The organism is Pacificoceanicola algae, assembly GCF_049341065.1.
In the GTDB taxonomy this organism is placed as follows: Bacteria; Pseudomonadota; Alphaproteobacteria; order Rhodobacterales; family Rhodobacteraceae; genus Pacificoceanicola.
In genome coordinates, this window is record NZ_JBMPIX010000013.1 from 82237 (window position 1) to 102142 (window position 19906).

A 19906-nucleotide genomic window follows, 5' to 3' on the forward strand; every position below is an offset into this window, starting at 1 on the left:
AACAGCGCGGCCGATCAGTGTTCCGCATTCTTCTCTTCACATCTTCAAGGGAGGAACCAATGAAGGACATCAACCCAAACGATCTGAAAATCCGGTGTGACGCCGTTCTGAACGGACTGGGCACCGGTCCGTCGCGTGTGCCCGGGGTTGTCGCGATGGCAACGGACCGCAATGGCGATATCTACGCCGGCGCGGCCGGAGAGCGGCGGCTGGACGGCGACGCAATGACGGAGGACACGGTCTTCGCCATCTTCTCGACCACCAAGGCAATCGCTGGCACCACAGCCCTGCAATGTGTCGAGGAGGGTTTGTTGGACCTCGATGCGCCTGCGAAAAACTACGCCCCGGCCATCGGTGAGTTGAAGGTGATCGACGGGTTCGACGCGGACGGCACCCCCAGACTGCGCGCCCCCAAAAGTGATGTCACGACCCGCCAACTGATGCTGCACACGGCCGGTTTTGGCTATGATTTCTTTAACGAGACCTATAAGCGCCTCGCCGAAGAGCAGGGCCAGCCCTCTGTCGTCACCGGCAGCCGCGCCTGCATCGAAACCCCGCTGCTATTCGATCCGGGCACGAAGTGGGAATACGGCACGAACATCGACTGGGTCGGACAGGTCGTCGAAGGCATCCGCGGCAAACGCCTGGGCGAGGTTATGAAAGAGAGGATCTTCGACCAGCTCGGCATGCAGGATATCGCCTTTACCCGGACGCCCGACATGAAGGAGCGGACCGCGACCATCCACGCGCGGGGCGAGGATGGCGGGCTGACCCCGATGGACGACTTCGCACTACCTGATGACCCTGAGGTCCACATGGGCGGCCACGGGCTCTACGCGACTGTGCCGGAATACATGAAGTTTATCCGCATGTGGTTGAACGACGGTGCCGGTCCGAACGGGCGGGTCCTGAAACCCGAAACCGTCGAATGGGCCGTGCAGGGCGCACTTGTCCCACCGCAGAAAGTCACCATGCTGCCCGGCGTCATTCCCTCGCTTTCGAATGATGCAGAGTTCTTTCCGGGCATACCCAAGGACTGGTCCTACACCTTCATGGTCAACACCGAAGACGCGTCCACCGGGCGCCCGGCCGGCGCCATCGGCTGGGCCGGGCTGGCGAACAGCTACTATTGGATAGATCGAAAGAATGGGATCGGCGGCTACTGGACAACGCAGATCCTGCCGTTCGCAGATGGGGTCTCCTTTCCAGGGTATATGGATTTCGAGAGCGCGGTCTACGCGGCCCTCTCGGGGCAATAACGGCATTTTCCTGCTATGCCAAAGGGCGGGGCGCATGCGCGCCCCGTCGGACTTGCCGGTTTTCACGCCTTAGATAGGTTATGAGATAAAGAAGCCATTGGACGGGTTTGGACCGAACGTCCGCTAAGGCCGAAAATGACCAAACCCGGCGGGTTTACCCGCCGGGCCCTAGGGGGAGACCCCGTTCTCAGAACGGGATCTCGTCGTCGCGGTCGACCAGCTCGGGGTTTTCGGCCTCGGCCGACTTCGGGCGGCTCAGGAAGTCGACCTTCTCGGCGATGATCTCGCAGCCGTAGCGGTCGTTCCCCATGCTGTCGATCCACTTGGTGTAGTGGATGCGGCCGTGGACGAGGACCTTCATGCCCCTTTCGCAATGCTCCGCGACCGTCTTGCCAAGACCATTGAAGCAGGTGATGCGGTGCCATTCGGTGTCCATGACCCGGTAGCCGTTCTCGTCGCGCAGCACGCGACCTTCCGAGAGGCGGGGGCGGGAGGTGGCGAGGCTGAAGTTGGTGATCTTGGTGCCGCCCTGGGTGGTGCGGGCTTCGGGGGTCTGACCGATGTTGCCGGCGAGGATGACGATGTTCTGCATGGTAAGCTCCTGTGTGTCCTGTCTTCGGGACCGTCCCTTCGACAAGACCCGGAAAAAGCCCGTCGGGTGACGCGTGCACGGTGGACAGCATGGACACCGGAAACCCCCAAAGGACCGGGGTGGTGCGGGCGGGACGCCATAGGCGGCCAACACGGCCCGGGCTGACGCGGGGTTGCGCGCAGGAAGCCGAACGGGATTAGGGGATTGTCAGTCGAAGGGATGGCCCAGAAGCCAGAGAGATGCGGGGAGCCCATGCCAGACCATGTCCCCTTGCCCATCGGGACTGCTTTACCCCAAGCCCAGCACACCGCTAGCGGCCTAAGTGGCTATCACCAGCTCTCACCCTTGCCCTTGCCTGCCGAGAAATGCAGGGCCCTACCGCGATGGGATATCGATACCGGGAAATCCAGGACACGGACCGCACCAACGACTGCTTTCCATCTCGAGGTACTGACGCTTAGCGAGCTGAAAAATATGCAGAAGGACGTCGCCGAGGCGATCTCCACATTCGAGAATCATCAGAATGCGGAAGCCCGCGCCAAGGTGGACGCTTCCGCCCGAGACCTCGACTACTCCCTAGCCGAACTTGTCGGCACAGAGACGAAATTCACCCGGCACCTGTCGTGGCGAAATACCGGCACCCTGAGAATCCGGCGATCACATGGTTTGGCCGGGGTCGCAAACCGCGATAGTTCGTGGAGCTCTTAGTGTCTGATCGGAAATGAGTTGAGTGAATTCAGTAGGTTGTGATTCTGTTTGGTTGGAAGCTGAACGGAGATCACCATGGCCTGGACCGAATTCACCCGCGCGCAGCATAGGCGCAATACGAAGCGCTATCCAAGCGATTTGACCGATGCGGAATGGGAGATCGTGCAGCCATTGTTGCCCGGTCGCAACCGGATTGGGCGTCCGCGAAAGGTGAAGTTGCGGCAGGTCTGGAATGCGATCCAGTATCTTGCCGCCGCCGGGTGCGCATGGGCGCTCCTTCCGAAAGATTTTCCGCCGGCCTCCACCGTGCGTTATTACTTCTATCGCTGGCGCGATGATGGCTTGCTGGCCGAGATCAACCGAGAATTGGTCGCGGCCGCGCGCCGCGCGGCAGAACGCAATGTGCAGCCGACAGCCGGTGTGATCGACAGTCAGAGCGTGAAAACCTCTGAAAACACGTCCCTTTCCGGCTACGATGCGGGCAAGCGGATCAAAGGTCGAAAACGCCACATCATCACTGATACCTGCGGCAACCTGATCGCATGCGAGGTTCATACGGCCAATATTCAGGATCGTGACGGTGCGCCCGGGGTCTTCGCCAAGCTCCGCCGCGAAGCCCCGAAACTGCGCCACATGTTCGCGGATGGCGGCTATGCCGGGCCGAAGCTGCGGGGTGCCCTCGTGAGCCTCGGACGCTGGACGCTGCAGATCGTCAAGCGTTCCGACACCGCCAAGGGCTTCGAGGTTCTACCACGCAGATGGGTCGTGGAACGTACATTCGCATGGCTCGGTCGCTGCCGTCGTTTGGCAAAGGATTGGGAAAAATCCATCGAGAGCGCCGAGGCCTGGCTGCTGATCGCCCATATCCGGCGACTGACACGACACCTCGCAACAGGCTGAAATCATTCATCCCGTTTTGAATCGGACATTTAGAAGCGGTAACACCGCGAGCGACCTAGCCATAAGTTGAGGGCACCCTACGTCCAAACGTGCCCCATGCTCAGCACTAGGAGAAGGACGGCTACCCTTTGAACAGGCTGTCCGCAACCTAGCACATACCCGAAGGCAGCCCCGCTAGATATAGAATTTGAATGGCTGCGGTCCGCCCTCCCGCGCCGAACCCATCACAAGGATGTCGCCGACCATCTTCGCGAAGCGAACCGTTACCGGCAGCCCGTCGTTGAAGTTACACGAGTTATAGTTGATCTTTGTCAGTCCCATGATGTCAGAAAGAACCGTCCGCATCTCTGGTTGACGATGCTTTGAGCGCAAGATCGTCACCATAAGTGGGTTGGGTGTTTCAGGCCCGATATACGTATCCAGCTGTGGGACGTAGCCGCTCGTCCAAAGGTAGGCGTTTTTCTCGTCCAGATTTAGGGCCGTCCCCCTGATCACGGGGTAGTCGCCTGCACGGAAGAGCTTTGCGTCACCACCCGTAGGTCTGATCCGTACACCGACGACGTTCGTCCCCTTCGGAGCCGCCTGACAGAAGGCCTGCCACTCCTCGTCGTTGAATGACGCCTGCCCATGGATGAAGAGTTCCTTGGGCGGCTCGGAGTGCAGATTCCGGTACGCTTCTATCACAGTCCCTAGAAGTTCTTTCGCGGCGTCAGCGTTTAGATGGTATTCGTACTCGCCGGTCTTCCATCGGAGGCATCGAATTTGGGCGTGCGTGATCGGGCCATGGCTGGCCTCCTTTCGAGTGTTGGTGAGAGGGAAAGGTGTTCAGGTTGACTGACGGGGCCGCGGATCGTTGGCGATCCTGGCACCAAGCTTTTCGACCATGTCGATGTAGGTGGTCAGCGAGACGGGCCTGCCAGGGCCCCAGGGTTCAGGGTCGACTGATCCGTCCCGCGCCACCCGCGGCAAGTTTGCGAAGGCGATGACATTAGTGACAGGTCGGATATCGATGAACGTGGTCCCTCGTGCGACCGCAAGAGTGGCCAAGGGAAAGCGCTCGATCGGCGCAAAGGTCGACACGGTGGTCCAACCGAGATGGATGAATGTTCCACCCTCTCCGCAGATCATATGCGCGTTTGGCAATGACGCCGCTTGCCTGAGATAGCCGAGATCACGCAGGACGGTCTCGCGCTCGAGCCGTTGTGCCTGCCCCGTCTGGCCGGTTCGGCGTAGTTCCTTGTGTCGCCACCACGAGGCAGCGGTTGCGCGGAGCACGCGCAAGACACCTGTTTGCATGGGAATGCCCTTCATCCGTAACGGCAGACCGGAACCCGGCCCGGACCCATCTGAGGGACTCCAAAGGCCCTCATCCGTCAGTCACAAAACCCGAAGGACACTTTCACTTTTCCTGGGCACGGACCCTGTCCTTCTCAAAACCAACGGGCCCTCAACCGCCGTTGCCACCTGTGTTCCCATTCGCTCCTGCGTCACGTTCCAGGCATGCGCCGAAATTCCGCCATCAGCATGAGATGGTCGGCAAACCGATGCATATCACCCCAATCCTCGAAAAATCCGCCCGTGTTGCGCGCCCAAGACGCGAACTCGGGACACGCCTGCATGCTTGTCAGCAGATCAAGCGCGGTCCTGTTCTCGCGCAAAGCCAGGCAGGAACAACGCAAGAAGCGTGATGATTGCACCGGACACGCTATTGGGCTTCGGCTCCAGCACCGCACCGAGATAAGCAATTAAGGCCGCGAGCACCACGGTCCAGCTCTGCCCGCATCATGCCGAATGCTAAACTGACTTAGCTCAAGGCCGGGCCGTCCAGGCTTATCGACCCAGCCTTTCGTTGTTCGCAGGCGGCAACGAGGCCGGCGGAAGCTCGCCGTTTCTGCTGCATTATGGCCTGGTGATGTTCGTTATGCCTGACTTCTGTCGTGCTCAGCGCTATCTATCCGACAACACTTGAAACGGAGCGAGCTATGAGATTTTCTCGAACACTGGCCGTAATGGCGATTGCAGCGGTGTCAATGGCCGCCGTGCCTGCATCGGCAGACCCTGGGCGCGGCAAGGGCAAGGCGCGCGGCGACCACCACAACGGATTTGCAGGACATTGCCCGCCAGGACTTGCAAAAAAGAACCCGCCCTGTGTGCCGCCGGGGCAGGCACGCAAGACCTATGATCACTACGGCTCTAGAATCGGGGACATCCTTCGCATCGGTGATTACGTGGTTATTCGCGATCCCCGTAGGCTAAATCTAGAACCACGTGACGATTGGCGCTATTATCGCGAGGGCAACCGGGCCTATCGGGTTGATCGTGACACCAGAAAGATCCTCTCCGTCATCAACCTTATCGATGCCTTCACAAACTGAGCCGTCGGCGTTGATGATCGGCTCTAACCCAGTTTTGATGCAGATTGACAATCTGCCGCCGTACTCACCCTACTTGAACCCAATCGAAATGGCGCTCTCGAAACTCAAGGCGCACTTGCGACGGACAGGGGCCAGAACATTCGACCAGATTTTCGACGCATTCGCGGAGTCTGCGATCTGTTCACACCGCCTGAATGCTGGAATTACTTCTGCGAAGCAGGAAATGGATCAAGTTAAAGGCTCGATGCTCTAGAGGGTCGTGGTAGACCGAATATCCTCGGCGGCGAAGTCGATCAGTGCGCGGATCTTGCGGGGCAAGGCCCGGCCCTCGAGATAGGCCGCGCTGACAGGACCGCTGTCGCCTCCGAACTCCTCCAGCAAGGGGACCAACGATCCGGTCTCGATGGCGTTGCTCAGGGCGAAGCGCGGAATGTTGGCGATCCCAAGGCCGCCGATGGCCAGATCCATGGCCGCGCGCGCGGAGTTGACCTGGAACCGCCCGTGGATCTGAACATTTGTCTCGACCCCGTTCCTGACGAAGATCCATCTGTGCGGAACCCGCCGGTTGGTGTCCACTATACAGGTATGGTCAGCCAGTTCCTCGGGTGAGCCGGGCTTTCCGTGTGCTCGGACATAGTCCGGGCTGGCCACCAGAAGGCTGCTGAAGGTGCCAAGCCTGAGCGTCTTGAGTGACAGCATGTCGGACCGGCCGATGCGAAAAGCCAGGTCGAAGCCGTCGCTGGCCAGATCGACATAGCGGTCATCGAGCCGCAAATCGAGTGTAAGATCCGGGTTTTGTCGGGCAAACCGTGCCAACATCCCCGTTACATAGACTTCGCCGAAGGTTACAGGAGCCGAGATGCGAATGACGCCGGTCAGGCCGCGCGATCCTTCGGCAACGCTGCCGAGCAGCTCATCTAGATCATCGAGCAGCGCCGGCGCCCGCGCAATCAGGTCCTCACCCGCCGGTGTCAGCCCCACCTTGCGGGTTGTCCGCTGAAGCAGGCGGGAACCGAGGCGTTGCTCGAGCGCAGCCACATATTTGGAAGTCAGCCGGTTCGACACGCCCAGTTGATGGGCGGCCGCGGTGAACGAGCCCGTCTGCGCGGTGGCCACGAAGGCCCGGAGTTCATCGACGATATCCATGGCAAATTACTTAGTACATTTTGTGGATAGTCATTCTCCATAGTCGCCATTTCATTGACTAAAGACAAGGCGTATCTTCCTGACAGATCAAACAGCGCCTGAAGGCGCGCACTGAAAGGAACAAGTCATGAAAATCGCAATCATCGGGAACGGCAATGTCGGATCCGGTCTGGCAAATATCCTGAGCAAAACACAACATGAAGTAGGGACCTTTGGTCGCGCCGACGATGTGGCAAAGGCCGTGACTGAGGCCGATATCGTTATCTTCGCGACACCCTATGGGGCAGCTGCCGAAATCGCCGACCAGGCAGACTTCACCGGCAAGATCGTCATCGATGTGTCCAACCCCGTCACCGAGGATTTCTCGGCCCTGCAACTCGGTACCACCACGTCGGCCGCCGAGGCGATCGCTGCGCTCGTTCCGGGAGCGTTCGTCGTGAAGGCATTCAACACGATCTTCGCCCAGCACTATGCGGGGGATCTCAAGCTGGACGGTCAGCCGTTGCAGACTTTTATCGCCGCCGACGACGAGACGGCGCGCGAAACTGTGAAAACGCTGGCCGCAGAGGCCGGGTTCGAGCCGGTCGATGCCGGCTCCCTGTCCACCGCCCGTCAGCTTGAGCCGCTTGGCTTCCTGAATATCCAGTTCGGCTATGTGCTCGGAAAAGGCACCGAGATCGCGCCGCGCTGGCAGTTTTCCGCCTGACCCAACCTCCCGAACAAAGGAAAAAGACAATGTCCAACGCAAACCATCATAACCCGCCTCAATCACCGCTGATCCCCGGCGTGGCGAATGCCGATCTGGCAGCCACAATCCTGCGCGTTGCGCTGGGAATCCTGTTCATCGCCCATGGCTGGCTGAAACTCGTGATCTTCACGCCGGCGGGAACGACCGCCTTCTTCGAAAGCCTCGGCTTTCCGGGAACACTCGCCTATCTCGTAATGGCCGCCGAGCTTGCCGGTGGCGTGGCGCTGATCCTCGGCGTCTGGACCCGCTGGGTGTCGCTCGCGCTGGTGCCGGTCCTGCTCGGCTCGATCTACGCGCCGCATGGCGCGGCCGGTTTCTTCTTCTCGAATGAAGGCGGCGGCTGGGAATATCCCGCATTCTGGGCGATCACACTGGTCGTGCAAGCTCTGCTGGGCGACGGCGCCTATGCGCTCAAGCGCAGCCGGAACTGATCCGATCCGCCTTCATGGTGCGGGGCAAGCAGCCCCGCCCCCATTCCCCAAAGGAGTATCACGATGGCCAATCCAATCGAAAAATTCGACATGAATGCCGCGCCGATCCGCATCGATACCGTTCGGCTCAGGGTGCGGGATCTGGATGCCGTTTCGTCCTTCTACCGTGACGTTCTGGGGCTGGTGCCGCTGGCAGAAGCCGGAAGCAGCGTGACACTGGGCACCGAAGAAACGCCGCTGCTGCATCTTGATGGCGACCCGTCGTTTCGTCCGCGCGATCCCAGGCAGGCGGGGCTGTTTCACACCGCCTTCCTGCTGCCGTCGCGCGGCGATCTGGCCCGATGGCTCGGCCATGTCACCGAAAGGGACACGCGGCTGCAGGGGGCGTCGGATCACATCGTCAGCGAAGCGATCTACCTGGCCGATCCCGAAGGCAATGGGATTGAGGTTTATGTCGACCGACCACCAAGCCAGTGGCGCGATCGCGCTGGCGAGATCCGCATGGCAACGGACCCGCTGGACCTCAAAGATCTGATGCGCGCGGGGCAAGGCCGGACATGGGCCGGTTTCCCGAAAGGCGGCATCATCGGCCACGTTCATTTGCAGGTCGGCGACACGAAAGAGGCGGATCGCTTCTATCACGACACGCTCGGCCTCGACATCGCCGCGACCTATCCCGGCGCGAGTTTCTACGGCAGCGGCGGTTATCACCACCAGCTGGCCGGCAACATCTGGAACAGCCGCAGTGCCGGGACGCGGGACGCGTCCGAGGCGGGGCTGAGCGAAATCACCCTCGGCGTCGATCCGACAGCGCGTCAGGCGATCACGCAGCGCCTTGGCGGCGACCGCTTCATCGATCCCTGGGGCACCGCCTTCGCGCTGGCGCAGTGATGCGCTTTGCGAAGCTGATAGTAAAAACGGAGACAAGACATGCTTGTGAATGGAAGATGGGTCGAGAACTGGCAGCCGGTCCAGAAGGCTGATGAACAAGGGCGTTTCATACGCCAGGTTTCGGAGTTCCGGAACTGGGTCACCCCCGACGGACGCCCCGGCCCCACGGGCGAGGGTGGTTTCGAGGCCGAGGCCGGGCGGTACCGGCTCTATGTCGCGCTGATCTGCCCCTGGGCCTCGCGCACCCTGATCGCACGGCGCCTCAAGGGGCTTGCGGATTTGATCCCGGTCACGGTGGTCAACCCGACGCTGACCGATCAGGGCTGGCGGTTCGGCGGCTATCCGGGCGCGGATGAGGACCCGCTATACGCGTCGAAATACATGCATGAACTCTATACCCGTGCCGATCCCCATGTCTCGGGCCGCGCTACCGTGCCGGTGCTGTGGGACATGAAGCGCGGCGTCATGGTGAACAACGAAAGCGCCGATATCGTGCGCATGTTCGATACCGCCTTCGACGCGATCGCCCCATCCGATCTGCGTCTCTATCCCGCCGATTTGGCCGAAGAGATCGACGTGCTGAACAGGCAGGTTTACGAAAGCCTCAATAACGGGGTCTACAAGGCCGGATTCGCCTCCAGCCAGGAGGCCTATGACGAAGCCGTCTCGGGGGTGTTCGCGATGCTTGACCAGCTCGAGTCCCGCCTCGGTGACGGCCGCCCGTATCTGTTCGGCGACAAGCTGACCGAAACTGATATCCGTGCTTTCGTGACGCTCATCCGGTTCGACGCGGCCTATCACGGACTATTCAAGACCAACTGCCGGCAAATCGCGGATTACCCGCATCTTTCGGCGCATATGGAGCGTGTGCTGCGGTTGCCGGGCGTCGCGGAGACGGTCAATATGGATCACATCACGCGCGGCTACTATTCAATCAAGGCGCTGAATCCGACGGGCATCCGGCCGACCGGCCCGGCGCATATCCGGCGGTTGCTTGACACTGTCGCGTAGGGGAAAACCGTGTTCGGCCGGCGGGTGCGAACCTTCGCCGAACATGCCAAACTACCGACAGCAGAAAGGCAGATCATGTCCAGACCGATTCCGCAGGTGCAGCCCATTGAACGCGAGGAGCACCCGAGCAAAGGCCGCTATGTCTTCCGGTTAGGCGAGGACGAAGCAGAGATGACATATTCGCGCGCAGGTGAAAGCATGATAATCATCGATCACACTGAAGTTCCCGATGCGATGCGGGGCCGCTCGGTCGGGCAGGCGCTGGTGCGGCGCGCGGTCGAGGATGCGCGGGCCGAAGGCCGTTCCATCGTCCCGCTATGCCCCTTTGCCAAGGCGCAGTTCTTGCGCCATCCCGACTGGCACGATGTGCTGAAACGCTGAACTGGAGACGCAATCATGAGCTGGAGCCCCTGCCCCGATCCCACGCTTGGTGAACCGGAAACAGTTGATGCGATCGAGACGCTGATCATTCCCCGCGCCGTCGATCTCGGCGGGCTGGAGGTGCGCCGTGCCCTGCCATCGACCAAGCGGCAGATGGTTGGTCCGTTCATCTTCTTCGACCAGATGGGACCGGCGGAATTCCTGACCGATCAGGGAATCGACGTGCGCCCGCATCCGCATATCAATCTGGCTACTGTCACCTATCTGTTCGAGGGCCGCATTCGGCACCGCGACAGCCTTGGCACGGATCGCGAGATCGAGCCGGGCGCCGTCAACTGGATGAAGGCGGGGCGCGGCATCGTCCATTCCGAGCGCACCGATGAGGAGCGGCGCCGACAGGGCCAGCGCCTCTTCGGCCTTCAAACCTGGGTGGCGCTGCCCGAGGCGCAGGAGGAAGGCGATCCGGCCTTCGTCCATCACGGCGCAGAGGCCCTGCCGATAATCGAAGAGGGCGGAATGAAGGCGCGGCTGATCGCCGGCGCGGCCTTCGGGGCGCGGTCCCCGCTCGCGACGGCATCGGAAACACTTTACGCCGATGTCCAGCTCGCCCCCGGCGCGCGCTTTGCCGTCGAACCGTCCGTGACCGAGCGTGCCATTTATACCATCTCGGGCGAGATCGACGTGGCGGGACAGTCCTTTGCGCCAGCCCAGCTTCTGGTGCTGAGGCCGGGGGACCAGATCGTCGTGCGGGCCAAGAGTGCCGCGCGTATCATGCTGTTTGGCGGCGAGCCGATGGAGGGGCCGCGCTGGATCTGGTGGAATTTCGTCTCGTCGCGCAAGGAACGGATCGAGCAGGCCCAAGAGGAATGGCGGCGGGGTCGCTTTGACACTGTGCCTGGTGATGAATCCGACTTCATTCCGCTCCCCGAGACGAACACCAAACCACGAAGGGCGCTCGGCGGCGTGTTTTATCAGTAGGGGTGAGGTGTGCACGGCGATCGCCGGGATGCTGCAAATACGTCAACTGCGCGATGCGCAATCGCCCCCGCAAAGCGGCCGGTCTCGAGGTTGCCCGGCAACGCAAGAAAAAGGAATGCGCCCGATAGTGGGCCAGGGATGGGGGGCTGATTTTTGGCCGGGCAAATCGAACGTATCAGGGTATTTGTGAAGGTCGCCGAGCTTAATGGATTTGCGGCGGCCGCGCGTGAACTCGGCGTCACGCGCACGATTGCCACGCGCTATGTCAGCGAGTTGGAAGACGAGCTTGGCGCGCAACTTCTGGTGCGGACAACGCGCAAGGTCTCAACCACCGTGGCCGGGCGGCTCTATCTGGAGAGGATGCAAACGCTTCTGGCCGACCTGGACCGCGCGGATGAACTGATCAATCAGCAACACGCCACGCTATCGGGCGAGCTGTGCCTGTCGGCACCTGTCTCGTTCGGGCAGAGATTCCTTCCGCGGGTGCTCGCCGGGTTCCGCGAGAGCTATCCCGAGGTTCTGCTCAAGATTCACCTGACCGACCGTTTCATCGATATCATCGAGGAAGGGTTCGACATGGCATTGCGTATCTCGGGGCCGCCGGAAGAAGTCTCGACCATCTGGCGCAAGATCATGCCCATCCGCCGCTCGATCGTCGCCAGCCCCGGTTACCTTGAGACGGCTCCGCCGCTTGAGCAGCCCGAAGATCTTGGCGGACACGCCATTCTTGGATACAGCCACTTCCCCGGCGGACAAAGCTGGAAACTGACGCATTGCAGAACCGGCGAGGTCCGTTCGGCAACGGTTCGTCATGGCTTTGAAAGCAACAGCGGCGAATTGATCGTCGCGTCTGCCCTCGGCAACGGGGGCGTTTCAATGTTGCCGGATTTCCTTGTCCGTGATGAACTGGCCGCAGGCACGCTCCGCCGGATTTTGACGGACTGGACGCCACCTGAGATCTGGCTGACGGCCTTCTATCCCCCATACGAGATGCTCCCCGCGAAAGTCGAAGCTTTCACGGGGTTCATCGAGGAACAGGTTCGCGCCTTCCCCGACATGAGCGGTCGGATGGTGGTGTAGCATTTGCCGCCGCCGACTTCGCAATGCGATGAGCCGCAGCAAAAATTCTCAGGGCATGTTGATAGTTTCGATGTAACCGGCGGTGCCTTCGTAACAGCTAATCCGGCCCATCCAGCCACGATAAAGATGAGGGACGGAAATACGCGCCCGGCAGGCGCAGCAATTTTGCGTAACGTTGCGCCAATTTTGCCCGTTGCCATGCGTGCCGTGGGGATAAGGCTGCGATCTGTGCAGTAAAGTTACACCCTGACCCGCGGAAATTGCCACGCGGGGATTGCCGGGCGATTTCGCACTATTGGCATCTTTTAACGCAACAATTGCGATGTATTTGATCGTAATGCGGAACTTCAAAAGTTCATTGTTGCACTGAGCGCGTCAGTCAATTGCGCAGAGGTCAACTTGTCTCAGCCTCCCGTTTCACCCACATGCTAAGCAACAGAATGCATCGGAGGAAATGACAATGGGCCTGCTTATCGACGGCAAATGGGAAGACCGCTGGTACGACACCGGCAAGAGCAGCGGGAAGTTCGAGCGCGAGGATGCGCGGTTCCGCAACTGGATTACGCGCGACGGCCGCCCCGGCCCAAGCGGCGAGGGCGGGTTCGAGGCCGAGGCAGGTCGGTATCACCTCTATGTGTCGCTGGCTTGCCCCTGGGCACACCGCACGGTGATCTTCCGCAAGCTCAAAGGACTCGAAGACCTGATCGGCCTGACGGTCGTGCATCCGCACATGCTCGAGAGTGGTTGGGAATTCGATCCCGCCGACCCCGATCCAATCGGGGGGCAAAAATTCCTGCACCAGGTCTACACCAGCGTCGTGCCCGACATGACTGGCCGCGTGACGGTGCCTTTGCTGTGGGACCGAAAGCGGCAGACCATCGTGAGCAACGAGAGCTCGGAGATCATCCGCATATTCAACGGCGCGTTCGATGATATCACGGGCAACAGGCTGGACTTCTACCCCGAAGAATTGCGCACAGAAATCGACGCCATGAACGACTTCGTCTACCCGCGCATCAACAACGGTGTCTATCGTGCCGGCTTCGCCACAACGCAGCAGGCCTACGAAGAGGCTTTCGACCAGCTGTTCGACGCGCTCGATACGCTCGAAGCCCGGCTGGGCCGCTCACGCTATCTGCTGGGAGACCGCGTGACCGAGGCCGACTGGCGCCTGTTCACCACGCTGGTCCGGTTCGATGCGGTCTATCACGGTCACTTCAAGACCAATCTGCACCGGATCGAGGACTACCCGAACCTGTCGAATTACGTCCGCGACCTCTATCAGGTGCCGGGTGTCTCCGAGACCGTGAGTCTCTGGCACATCAAGCAACATTACTATGTGAGCCAGCGGACCATCAATCCGACGCAGATCGTCCCCAAGGGCGGCGAGCCGGATTTTTCGCGCGCGCATGACCGCGATCACGTGACCCTGCGCGCGGCCAGCTGACGGCACCTGCTTGCGCGGCATTGGGATCTGCGCGTTATCGCACAGCCGATGCCACTTCTTTGCCAATAACGATTTCGCCTCCAAGGCCCATCTTGGATGTATATGAACAAAAGGAGCTTCCCATGACGTTCAGACCAGTAGCCTCCACCAGTAAAGCGCAACCTGCACTGGAAGGTGCGGGCGTGCATCTGCAGCGCGTATTCGGATTCGACGATCCGTCATTGACCGATCCGTTTCTGATGATGGACGATTTTCGCAACGATGACCCGCGGCTTTATTCCAAGGGATTTCCCTGGCATCCGCATCGCGGGATTGAAACGATCACCTATGTTCTGGACGGTCAGGTCGAACATGCTGATTCGCTTGGGAACCGCGGCCTGCTTGGCCCGGGCAGCGTTCAGTGGATGACTGCCGGATCGGGCATCGTGCATCAGGAAATGCCTGCGGGCAACGCCAAGGGCCAGATGCACGGCTTCCAGCTCTGGGCCAATCTGCCCGCGTCGCTCAAGATGACGGCGCCGCGCTACCAGGACATTACCGCCGGCGACATCCCCGTCGAGGGCGACGATGACGGCACGGTGGTCAAGGTGATCACTGGCTCGTTCTGGGGCAAGACCGGCCCGGTGGACGGGATCGCGGCCAATCCGATGCTGCTCGATGTCTCAGTGCCCGCCGGTCGGCGCAAGGTGCTTCCGGTGGACACGCGGGCCAATGCGCTGGCCTATGTCTTTGCCGGTTCCGGCACGTTCCGCGATGCCAGCGATCCTGTCGGCATCAAGGTCGAAAAGGAATATCGCGGGCAAGAGCTGAATATCCGTGATCAGACCGGCAACCGCACGCTGGTCCGTTTCGGGTCTGGCGACGAGATCACGGTTCAGGCGGGCGACGATGGCATTCGTTTCCTGCTGATGACCGGAAGACCGATTCAGGAACCCGTCGCCTGGCATGGTCCCATCGTGATGAACACCCAAGAAGAACTACGGCAGGCAATCTTTGAACTGAACAACGGCACCTTCCTAAAGCAAGCGTGAGGATGCCGCACGGTACGCAATACCAACCAACTGAAAAGGAAAAGACAATGGCACAGCCCAAGATCGCAATTATCTTCTACTCGACCTACGGAACCAACCATGCCGTCGCCTTGGCGGCGGCAGAGGCCGCCCGCAATGCAGGTGCGGATATCCGCCTTCGCCGGGTTCCCGAGACGGCCCCGAAGGAGGTTGTCGCGACTCAGGACGCCTGGAAAGCGCAACTGGACAAGATGGGCGATATCCCCGAGGCGACGGCCGACGACATGGAATGGGCCGACGGCTATTTCTTCTCGACACCGACCCGTTTCGGCGTGGCCGCCAGCCAGATTCGCGCCTTCATTGATACGCTGGGAGGACTGTGGGGTGCCGGCAAGCTGGCCAACAAGACCTTTACGGCCACGACGAGCGCCCAGAATCCGCATGGCGGTCAGGAAGCGACCATACTCAGCCTGTACACCACTGCGATGCATTGGGGCGCCATCATTGTCGCGCCGGGTTTTACCGATCAGTCCATTTTTGACGCTGGCGGCAACCCCTACGGCTTCTCGACCAACGCCAATGGCTTTGACGATGCCGGCAAGGCGGCAGTGGCTCATCAGGCCAAGCGCCTCGTGGAGATGACCACAAAGATCACCGGCTGATCGAGACGGCAGATCGCGGGCGATATCCGGGCGCGAACCAGAGCGCCCTACCGCCCGCGAAACCGGTCATATGCTGTATGCATATCAGTTCGTGGGACAAGAAGGCTGCTGCTGCGAAGCCCTTAATGTCGTTTTGCACAAATAAGTAAGTTCAGCAGTTTTTTACCCTTCGGCAGGATCAACTGCAACCGGTCGGGTCTGTCGCGCGCCGCCTCGATCGGATATCGGCGGTCTGCACCACCCGGCTGCGGCTACGCTCTCAAACGCAGGCCGAGGTCGAAGCACCGCATGTCGGCACGCAGCCCGGCACAGGTACAGGGACACCGGGTGCTGGTCTAATTGTTGGGTCTAGACCTCAAGCTGGCCACCGCATCAAGGAAGGCCTGATCCAGCACCGGATCGTCCCATTTACCAGCGACAGCCATCCAGCGATCCAGATCCTCACGGAAACCCGGATCGTCACTCTTCATGTGAAACGTGAACAGGCGGTTGACGATGTCCCGCATCAGGCTTGCCATCTGGGCGTCGTCGATATGGGCGGCCTCAAGCCATGGTATTTCGCGGCCCTCGGCATCGATCACGAGGACATCGGAATAATCCCCCGTCCTGGTTGTTGGCACCGTGCCTGCGTGCAGGTCTTCGAGGCGCGAATTGCGGATGCAGATCATGGCCATGATCTTCGCAAGATTGGCCGCGATGCGGTCTTCGTCAGCGGGTTTCATGAACAAATCCTCATGTGGTAGATAAATATCGGCTGTCGGCTTGTGGGACACAAGGACAGGATCATTCGTTGAGATAGGCCGTCCAGTTTTGCCGCGCATGCACAATACGCAGCACGTCCAGCCAGCTGTCTTCGATCCGATAGATGATGAGATGGGACCCTGAGCGGTACACCCGCACCGGTGGGCGAATTTCGAGCCGTTCGCGCGCGATTTCCGGGTGTCGGACCAGCAGGGACATATCACTGGCAATCGCGCGGATGTAGGTTTCGGCCTGGCCAACAGACCAGATGCGCAGGGTGTAATCCCAGATCGCGTCCAGATCGCTTAATGCTGCGGGAGACAGTCGGCATTCAGTGACCGTTGGTGTCGGCATTCTGATCTCGCTTGCGGGCTAGGAATGCTTCGACATCCAAATGCCGCGCGGGACCACTGGCGATGCCCTCATCGACGAGCTGCTGCAGCTCCGCAATGGCTTGATGGCGGTCCTGGTCCCGGCGGATCAGATCGCGAACGTAGTCACTGGCGTTGCTGTAGCGCCCATCCTTGGTTTGCGCCTCGACCCAGGTCTTCATCGGATCGGGCAATGAGACATTCATCGTGGCCATGATCTTGATCTCCTTCCTCATGAGGATGGCATAGATTGCCAAAGTTTGTCAATAAGCGCGCCAGCGCCACCAGACTGGACCTAACCGGCTACGGCGCTCCCCGAACCCGGCGGGTTGTCCGCCGGGCCCGAGGGGGAGACCCCGTTCTGTTCAGAACGGGATCTCGTCGGCGCGGTCGACCAGCTCGGGGGCCTCACCCTCGGCCGACTTCGGGCGGCTGAGGAAGTCGACCTTCTCGGCGATGATCTCGCAGCCGTAGCGGTCAATGCCCATGCTATCGATCCACTTGCTGTAGTGGATACGGCCGTGGGCGAGGACCTTCATGCCCTTTTCGCAATACTCCGTGACCGTCTTGCCGAGACCGTTGAAGCAGGTGATGCGGTGCCATTCCGTGTCCATGACCCGGTAGCCGTTGTCGTCGCGCATCACGCGACCTTCCGAGAGGCGGGGGCGCGAGGTGGCAAGGCTGAAGTTGGTGATCTGGGAGCCGCCCTGGGTGGTGCGGGCTTCGGGGTTCTGATCGATGTTGCCGGCGAGGATGACGATGCTCTGCATGGGTAAGCTCCTGTGTTTCCTGTCTTCGGGACCGTCCCTTCGACAAGACCCGAAAAAGCCCGTCGGGTGACGCGTGCACGGTGGACAGCATGGCCGCCGGAAACCCCCAGAGGACCGGGGTGGAGCGGGCAGGCCTGGCACAGGCCAACACGGCCCGGGCTGGCGCGGGGTTGCGCGCAGGAGACCGAACGGGATTAGGGGATTGTCAGTCGAAGGGATGGCCCAGAGGACAGAGAGGCGCGGGGAGCACATGCGAGACCCTGTCACCTTGCCCAGTCGGGACTGCGTGAACCCAAGTCCAGCATCCGACTAGCGGCTGAAAATGCCAAGCACAGACTTCCGTCACCCCTACCACGCCTGCTGGGAGTCGCAGGGCTCTGCTGCGACGGGCTAACGATAGCGCCTGCTGAACTTTCAAGAGGCGACCGCTTCCACATTCTCAGGCATTTTGGTTTCGGCATTCCGACGGGGTGTGCGGAGCAACCGCAGGCCATTGAGCACAACAAGAACAGTACCCCCTTCATGGCCAATCACTGCCAAAGGCAAGGGCAGATCGAAGAACAGCCCGCCCAGAACAAGTACGGCCATGGCGCCCATAGCAAAGATCAGGTTCTGACGGATGATCGTGGCGGTCCGGCGCGCCAGCCTATGCGCCTCGGCAAGTTGCCCCATATCTTCCGACAAAAGCGCGACGTCTGCGGCCTGAAGCGCGACTTCCGACCCCGCCGCGCCCATCGCAATCCCCACATCGGCCCGCGCGAGCGCTGCCGCGTCATTGACCCCGTCTCCGACAAAAGCGACCCTGCCCTTGGCCGCCAGCGCGCCGATCATACGCAGTTTGTCCTCGGGAAGCATGTCGGCGTGGATCTCGTCGGGTTGGAAGCCGAGTTCGCGGCCTATGCGCAAGGCGACCGGCCTTCTATCGCCCGTCATCATGAGGATCTTCGTAACGCCGCTCTCGCGAAGCGCCGCAAGGGCGGGTCTGGAGCTTGGGCGGGTCTGATCCGCGAGGCTGACTGCACCGAGTAGTCTGGAATCCTGGCCAAAGTAGATGACCGTCTGCGTGTCCTCGGCCAGCGCCGTTAGGGACGGATGGTCGATCCCGGCCCCCATCCGCGCCGCCATGCGCGGATTGCCGGCCCATAAGGTTTCGCCTGCCCTGTCGCCGGTGATACCCTCGCTTGGAAGCGCGACGACATTCTCGACCTCGGCTTGCGTGATCCCGCGATCGGCCGCTTCCTGCCGGATCGCCGCGCCGCTATGGTGTTCCGACTGGGCTTCGAGGCCGGCCAGAAGGGACAGGAATTTCTCCTCATTGCCATCAAGCGCAACGACCTTGGTGACCGCTGCCTTGCCTGTGGTCAGCGTGCCGGTCTTATCGAAAGCAAAGGTATCGACCGCGGCGAGCGTTTCGAGCGCAGCCCCTCCTTTGAACAGCACGCCCCCCCGTGCCGCCGCCGAGAGTGCGGACAGAATTGCGGCGGGAACCGAAATCACGATGGCGCAGGGGCTTGCCGCCACCAGCAGCACTGCCGCGCGATAAAGCGCCTCGTGCCAGTCATTCTCAAGCCTGATGAAGACGGCAAAGGCGAGAATGGCGCCGAGTAGAACCGCAATCGTATACCGCTGTCCAAACCATTCGCTGAAACGCTCGGACGGCGCCTTTTCCGCCTGCGCTTCGGTCACCAGAGCGATCATCCGCGCGACAGTGCTTTCCTCGACCGTTTTCGTAACAGCGACTTCCAGCACTCCGTCAAGGTTGACCGTTGCCTCGAACACCTTTGCGCCCCGCTGCTTGCTGACGGGCATGGATTCACCAGTGATATTCGCCTCGTCCAGCGCTCCACGCCCGGCAGTGATCACCCCGTCGGTGGGCACGCGCGCGCCGGGCCGCAGTACGAAGATGTCATCGACCTTCAGATCGGCGGCGGGAATTTCCATGATCGTGCCGTCGGTTGCCTTTCGCAAGGCGGTCTCGGGGCGCAGCGCCATCAGGGCCTCGACAGCGCGGCGCGCGCGTCCGAGTGCGCGCTCTTCCAGGGTTGTCGAAACGCTGAACAGCGTCAGCAGCACCGCACCCTCAAAGGGTGCGCCAACGGCTGCGGCCGCAATGGCCGCGACAACCATCAGCAAATCAATATCCAGAATGCGGTCTTTCCACAGGGCCACAAGCGCCCGCCACGCCGCAGGCACCCCCCCGGCCAGATATACGAGCAGCAGACCGACCATGGAAACGCGTTGGGCTGCGATGTCCCGCAGTGGCCAGAGAGCGAGAGCCGCCAGAAGCATCCCGAGGACCGTCAGGCCCGTCAACACCATCGCACGATCTGCAGCGAACAGCTTTTTCACAATATCTACCCGAATGCTGGAACAAGAAAGTAAGAGTCAGCTATCATGATCGGTCA

The 19906-nt window shown here is 61.0% G+C and carries 23 protein-coding genes and 1 pseudogene; 15 read left to right on the top strand and 9 right to left on the bottom strand.

Annotation, left to right across the window (positions count from 1 at the left end):
- The first annotated feature begins 59 nt into the window (after positions 1-59).
- The gene (gene acmB / locus ACOYQJ_RS17400) at positions 60-1259 is read left to right on the top strand and encodes a methyl acetate hydrolase AcmB (protein ID WP_422907285.1); all 1200 of its coding nucleotides are present in this window, start codon (positions 60-62) and stop codon (positions 1257-1259) included.
- A gap of 187 nt (positions 1260-1446) precedes the next feature.
- On the opposite strand, the gene ACOYQJ_RS17405 is transcribed toward acmB, so the two are convergent.
- Complete coding sequence (locus ACOYQJ_RS17405; RefSeq protein WP_422907286.1) at positions 1447-1851, bottom strand: single-stranded DNA-binding protein; 405 nt, start codon at positions 1849-1851, stop codon at positions 1447-1449.
- A gap of 623 nt (positions 1852-2474) precedes the next feature.
- Here ACOYQJ_RS17405 and ACOYQJ_RS17410 point away from each other — a divergent pair.
- Together ACOYQJ_RS17410 and ACOYQJ_RS17415 are read left to right on the top strand one after the other, a co-directional pair.
- Positions 2475-2543, top strand: a complete 69-nt coding sequence (locus tag ACOYQJ_RS17410) for an H-NS family nucleoid-associated regulatory protein (RefSeq protein WP_342727558.1) — start codon at positions 2475-2477, stop codon at positions 2541-2543.
- A 91-nt stretch (positions 2544-2634) separates the two neighbouring features.
- Positions 2635-3459, top strand: a complete 825-nt coding sequence (locus ACOYQJ_RS17415) for an IS5 family transposase (protein WP_422907287.1) — start codon at positions 2635-2637, stop codon at positions 3457-3459.
- Positions 3460-3633: 174 nt separating this feature from the next.
- Here the strand turns inward: ACOYQJ_RS17415 and ACOYQJ_RS17420 are convergent, their stop codons facing one another.
- Positions 3634-4143, bottom strand: coding sequence for an argonaute/piwi family protein (locus tag ACOYQJ_RS17420; RefSeq protein ID WP_422907288.1), 510 nt, complete (start codon positions 4141-4143; stop codon positions 3634-3636).
- Between the two features lie 141 nt (positions 4144-4284).
- A complete protein-coding gene (locus ACOYQJ_RS17425) occupies positions 4285-4755 on the bottom strand; it encodes a hypothetical protein (protein WP_422907289.1) in 471 nt (156 codons plus the stop codon).
- 686 nt (positions 4756-5441) lie between these two features.
- On the opposite strand from ACOYQJ_RS17425, the gene ACOYQJ_RS17430 reads away from it, so the two are divergent.
- Both ACOYQJ_RS17430 and ACOYQJ_RS17435 read left to right on the top strand, forming a co-directional pair.
- The gene (locus ACOYQJ_RS17430) at positions 5442-5834 is read left to right on the top strand and encodes a hypothetical protein (protein ID WP_422907290.1); all 393 of its coding nucleotides are present in this window, start codon (positions 5442-5444) and stop codon (positions 5832-5834) included.
- A gap of 52 nt (positions 5835-5886) precedes the next feature.
- Positions 5887-6071, top strand: a pseudogene (locus tag ACOYQJ_RS17435) (IS630-like element ISSpo6 family transposase); the annotation flags it as partial.
- Between the two features lie 12 nt (positions 6072-6083).
- Here ACOYQJ_RS17435 and ACOYQJ_RS17440 read toward each other — a convergent pair.
- Entirely contained in the window at positions 6084-6980 is an 897-nt protein-coding gene (locus ACOYQJ_RS17440) for a LysR family transcriptional regulator (protein WP_166195042.1), read from the bottom strand.
- 127 nt (positions 6981-7107) lie between these two features.
- On the opposite strand from ACOYQJ_RS17440, the gene ACOYQJ_RS17445 reads away from it, so the two are divergent.
- The 10 genes from ACOYQJ_RS17445 to wrbA all read left to right on the top strand — a co-directional run bounded on the left by ACOYQJ_RS17445 (position 7108) and on the right by wrbA (position 15619).
- Positions 7108-7686, top strand: coding sequence for an NADPH-dependent F420 reductase (locus ACOYQJ_RS17445; protein WP_301070054.1), 579 nt, complete (start codon positions 7108-7110; stop codon positions 7684-7686).
- A gap of 29 nt (positions 7687-7715) precedes the next feature.
- Positions 7716-8159, top strand: a complete 444-nt coding sequence (locus tag ACOYQJ_RS17450; protein WP_272011226.1) for a DoxX family protein — start codon at positions 7716-7718, stop codon at positions 8157-8159.
- Positions 8160-8222: 63 nt separating this feature from the next.
- Complete coding sequence (locus ACOYQJ_RS17455) at positions 8223-9050, top strand: VOC family protein (RefSeq protein WP_422907291.1); 828 nt, start codon at positions 8223-8225, stop codon at positions 9048-9050.
- A 39-nt stretch (positions 9051-9089) separates the two neighbouring features.
- A complete protein-coding gene (locus ACOYQJ_RS17460; RefSeq protein WP_301070052.1) occupies positions 9090-10061 on the top strand; it encodes a glutathione S-transferase family protein in 972 nt (323 codons plus the stop codon).
- Positions 10062-10136: 75 nt separating this feature from the next.
- Positions 10137-10442 carry a GNAT family N-acetyltransferase gene (locus ACOYQJ_RS17465; RefSeq protein ID WP_301070051.1) on the top strand — a complete coding sequence of 102 codons (306 nt, stop codon included), beginning with the start codon at positions 10137-10139 and terminating at the stop codon, positions 10440-10442.
- Positions 10443-10457: 15 nt separating this feature from the next.
- Positions 10458-11420, top strand: a complete 963-nt coding sequence (locus ACOYQJ_RS17470; RefSeq protein ID WP_301070050.1) for a pirin family protein — start codon at positions 10458-10460, stop codon at positions 11418-11420.
- A 153-nt stretch (positions 11421-11573) separates the two neighbouring features.
- Positions 11574-12500: a LysR family transcriptional regulator gene (locus ACOYQJ_RS17475; RefSeq protein WP_301070049.1), complete on the top strand. Its 927-nt coding sequence runs from the start codon at positions 11574-11576 to the stop codon at positions 12498-12500.
- A gap of 460 nt (positions 12501-12960) precedes the next feature.
- Positions 12961-13947, top strand: coding sequence for a glutathione S-transferase family protein (locus ACOYQJ_RS17480; protein ID WP_422907292.1), 987 nt, complete (start codon positions 12961-12963; stop codon positions 13945-13947).
- Positions 13948-14069: 122 nt separating this feature from the next.
- Positions 14070-14978: a pirin family protein gene (locus ACOYQJ_RS17485; protein ID WP_422907293.1), complete on the top strand. Its 909-nt coding sequence runs from the start codon at positions 14070-14072 to the stop codon at positions 14976-14978.
- A 47-nt stretch (positions 14979-15025) separates the two neighbouring features.
- Complete coding sequence (wrbA, locus tag ACOYQJ_RS17490; RefSeq protein ID WP_422907294.1) at positions 15026-15619, top strand: NAD(P)H:quinone oxidoreductase; 594 nt, start codon at positions 15026-15028, stop codon at positions 15617-15619.
- A gap of 335 nt (positions 15620-15954) precedes the next feature.
- Here wrbA and ACOYQJ_RS17495 read toward each other — a convergent pair whose 3' ends face one another.
- The 5 genes from ACOYQJ_RS17495 to ACOYQJ_RS17515 all read right to left on the bottom strand — a co-directional run bounded on the left by ACOYQJ_RS17495 (position 15955) and on the right by ACOYQJ_RS17515 (position 19820).
- Complete coding sequence (locus tag ACOYQJ_RS17495) at positions 15955-16341, bottom strand: hypothetical protein (protein ID WP_422907295.1); 387 nt, start codon at positions 16339-16341, stop codon at positions 15955-15957.
- Positions 16342-16402: 61 nt separating this feature from the next.
- On the bottom strand, positions 16403-16714 hold the full coding sequence (locus ACOYQJ_RS17500; RefSeq protein ID WP_422907296.1) for a type II toxin-antitoxin system RelE/ParE family toxin: 312 nt from the start codon (positions 16712-16714) through the stop codon (positions 16403-16405).
- On the bottom strand, positions 16692-16946 hold the full coding sequence (locus tag ACOYQJ_RS17505) for a type II toxin-antitoxin system ParD family antitoxin (RefSeq protein ID WP_422907297.1): 255 nt from the start codon (positions 16944-16946) through the stop codon (positions 16692-16694). The genes ACOYQJ_RS17500 and ACOYQJ_RS17505 overlap by 23 nt, the downstream gene beginning before the upstream one ends.
- A gap of 150 nt (positions 16947-17096) precedes the next feature.
- A complete protein-coding gene (locus ACOYQJ_RS17510; protein WP_422907298.1) occupies positions 17097-17501 on the bottom strand; it encodes a single-stranded DNA-binding protein in 405 nt (134 codons plus the stop codon).
- Between the two features lie 414 nt (positions 17502-17915).
- A complete protein-coding gene (locus tag ACOYQJ_RS17515; RefSeq protein WP_301070065.1) occupies positions 17916-19820 on the bottom strand; it encodes a heavy metal translocating P-type ATPase in 1905 nt (634 codons plus the stop codon).
- Between the last annotated feature and the right edge of the window lie 86 nt (positions 19821-19906).

Excerpts from the sequence above, each read along its gene's own strand:
- acmB (WP_422907285.1), top strand. The coding sequence starts at position 60 with ATGAAGGACATCAACCCAAACGATCTGAAAATCCGGTGTGACGCCGTT.
- ACOYQJ_RS17405 (WP_422907286.1), bottom strand. The coding sequence starts at position 1,851 with ATGCAGAACATCGTCATCCTCGCCGGCAACATCGGTCAGACCCCCGAA.
- ACOYQJ_RS17415 (WP_422907287.1), top strand. The coding sequence starts at position 2,635 with ATGGCCTGGACCGAATTCACCCGCGCGCAGCATAGGCGCAATACGAAG.
- ACOYQJ_RS17425 (WP_422907289.1), bottom strand. The coding sequence starts at position 4,755 with ATGCAAACAGGTGTCTTGCGCGTGCTCCGCGCAACCGCTGCCTCGTGG.
- ACOYQJ_RS17430 (WP_422907290.1), top strand. The coding sequence starts at position 5,442 with ATGAGATTTTCTCGAACACTGGCCGTAATGGCGATTGCAGCGGTGTCA.
- ACOYQJ_RS17440 (WP_166195042.1), bottom strand. The coding sequence starts at position 6,980 with ATGGATATCGTCGATGAACTCCGGGCCTTCGTGGCCACCGCGCAGACG.
- ACOYQJ_RS17445 (WP_301070054.1), top strand. The coding sequence starts at position 7,108 with ATGAAAATCGCAATCATCGGGAACGGCAATGTCGGATCCGGTCTGGCA.
- ACOYQJ_RS17450 (WP_272011226.1), top strand. The coding sequence starts at position 7,716 with ATGTCCAACGCAAACCATCATAACCCGCCTCAATCACCGCTGATCCCC.
- ACOYQJ_RS17455 (WP_422907291.1), top strand. The coding sequence starts at position 8,223 with ATGGCCAATCCAATCGAAAAATTCGACATGAATGCCGCGCCGATCCGC.
- ACOYQJ_RS17460 (WP_301070052.1), top strand. The coding sequence starts at position 9,090 with ATGCTTGTGAATGGAAGATGGGTCGAGAACTGGCAGCCGGTCCAGAAG.
- ACOYQJ_RS17465 (WP_301070051.1), top strand. The coding sequence starts at position 10,137 with ATGTCCAGACCGATTCCGCAGGTGCAGCCCATTGAACGCGAGGAGCAC.
- ACOYQJ_RS17470 (WP_301070050.1), top strand. The coding sequence starts at position 10,458 with ATGAGCTGGAGCCCCTGCCCCGATCCCACGCTTGGTGAACCGGAAACA.
- ACOYQJ_RS17480 (WP_422907292.1), top strand. The coding sequence starts at position 12,961 with ATGGGCCTGCTTATCGACGGCAAATGGGAAGACCGCTGGTACGACACC.
- ACOYQJ_RS17485 (WP_422907293.1), top strand. The coding sequence starts at position 14,070 with ATGACGTTCAGACCAGTAGCCTCCACCAGTAAAGCGCAACCTGCACTG.
- wrbA (WP_422907294.1), top strand. The coding sequence starts at position 15,026 with ATGGCACAGCCCAAGATCGCAATTATCTTCTACTCGACCTACGGAACC.
- ACOYQJ_RS17495 (WP_422907295.1), bottom strand. The coding sequence starts at position 16,341 with ATGAAACCCGCTGACGAAGACCGCATCGCGGCCAATCTTGCGAAGATC.
- ACOYQJ_RS17500 (WP_422907296.1), bottom strand. The coding sequence starts at position 16,714 with ATGCCGACACCAACGGTCACTGAATGCCGACTGTCTCCCGCAGCATTA.
- ACOYQJ_RS17505 (WP_422907297.1), bottom strand. The coding sequence starts at position 16,946 with ATGGCCACGATGAATGTCTCATTGCCCGATCCGATGAAGACCTGGGTC.
- ACOYQJ_RS17510 (WP_422907298.1), bottom strand. The coding sequence starts at position 17,501 with ATGCAGAGCATCGTCATCCTCGCCGGCAACATCGATCAGAACCCCGAA.
- ACOYQJ_RS17515 (WP_301070065.1), bottom strand. The coding sequence starts at position 19,820 with ATGGTGTTGACGGGCCTGACGGTCCTCGGGATGCTTCTGGCGGCTCTC.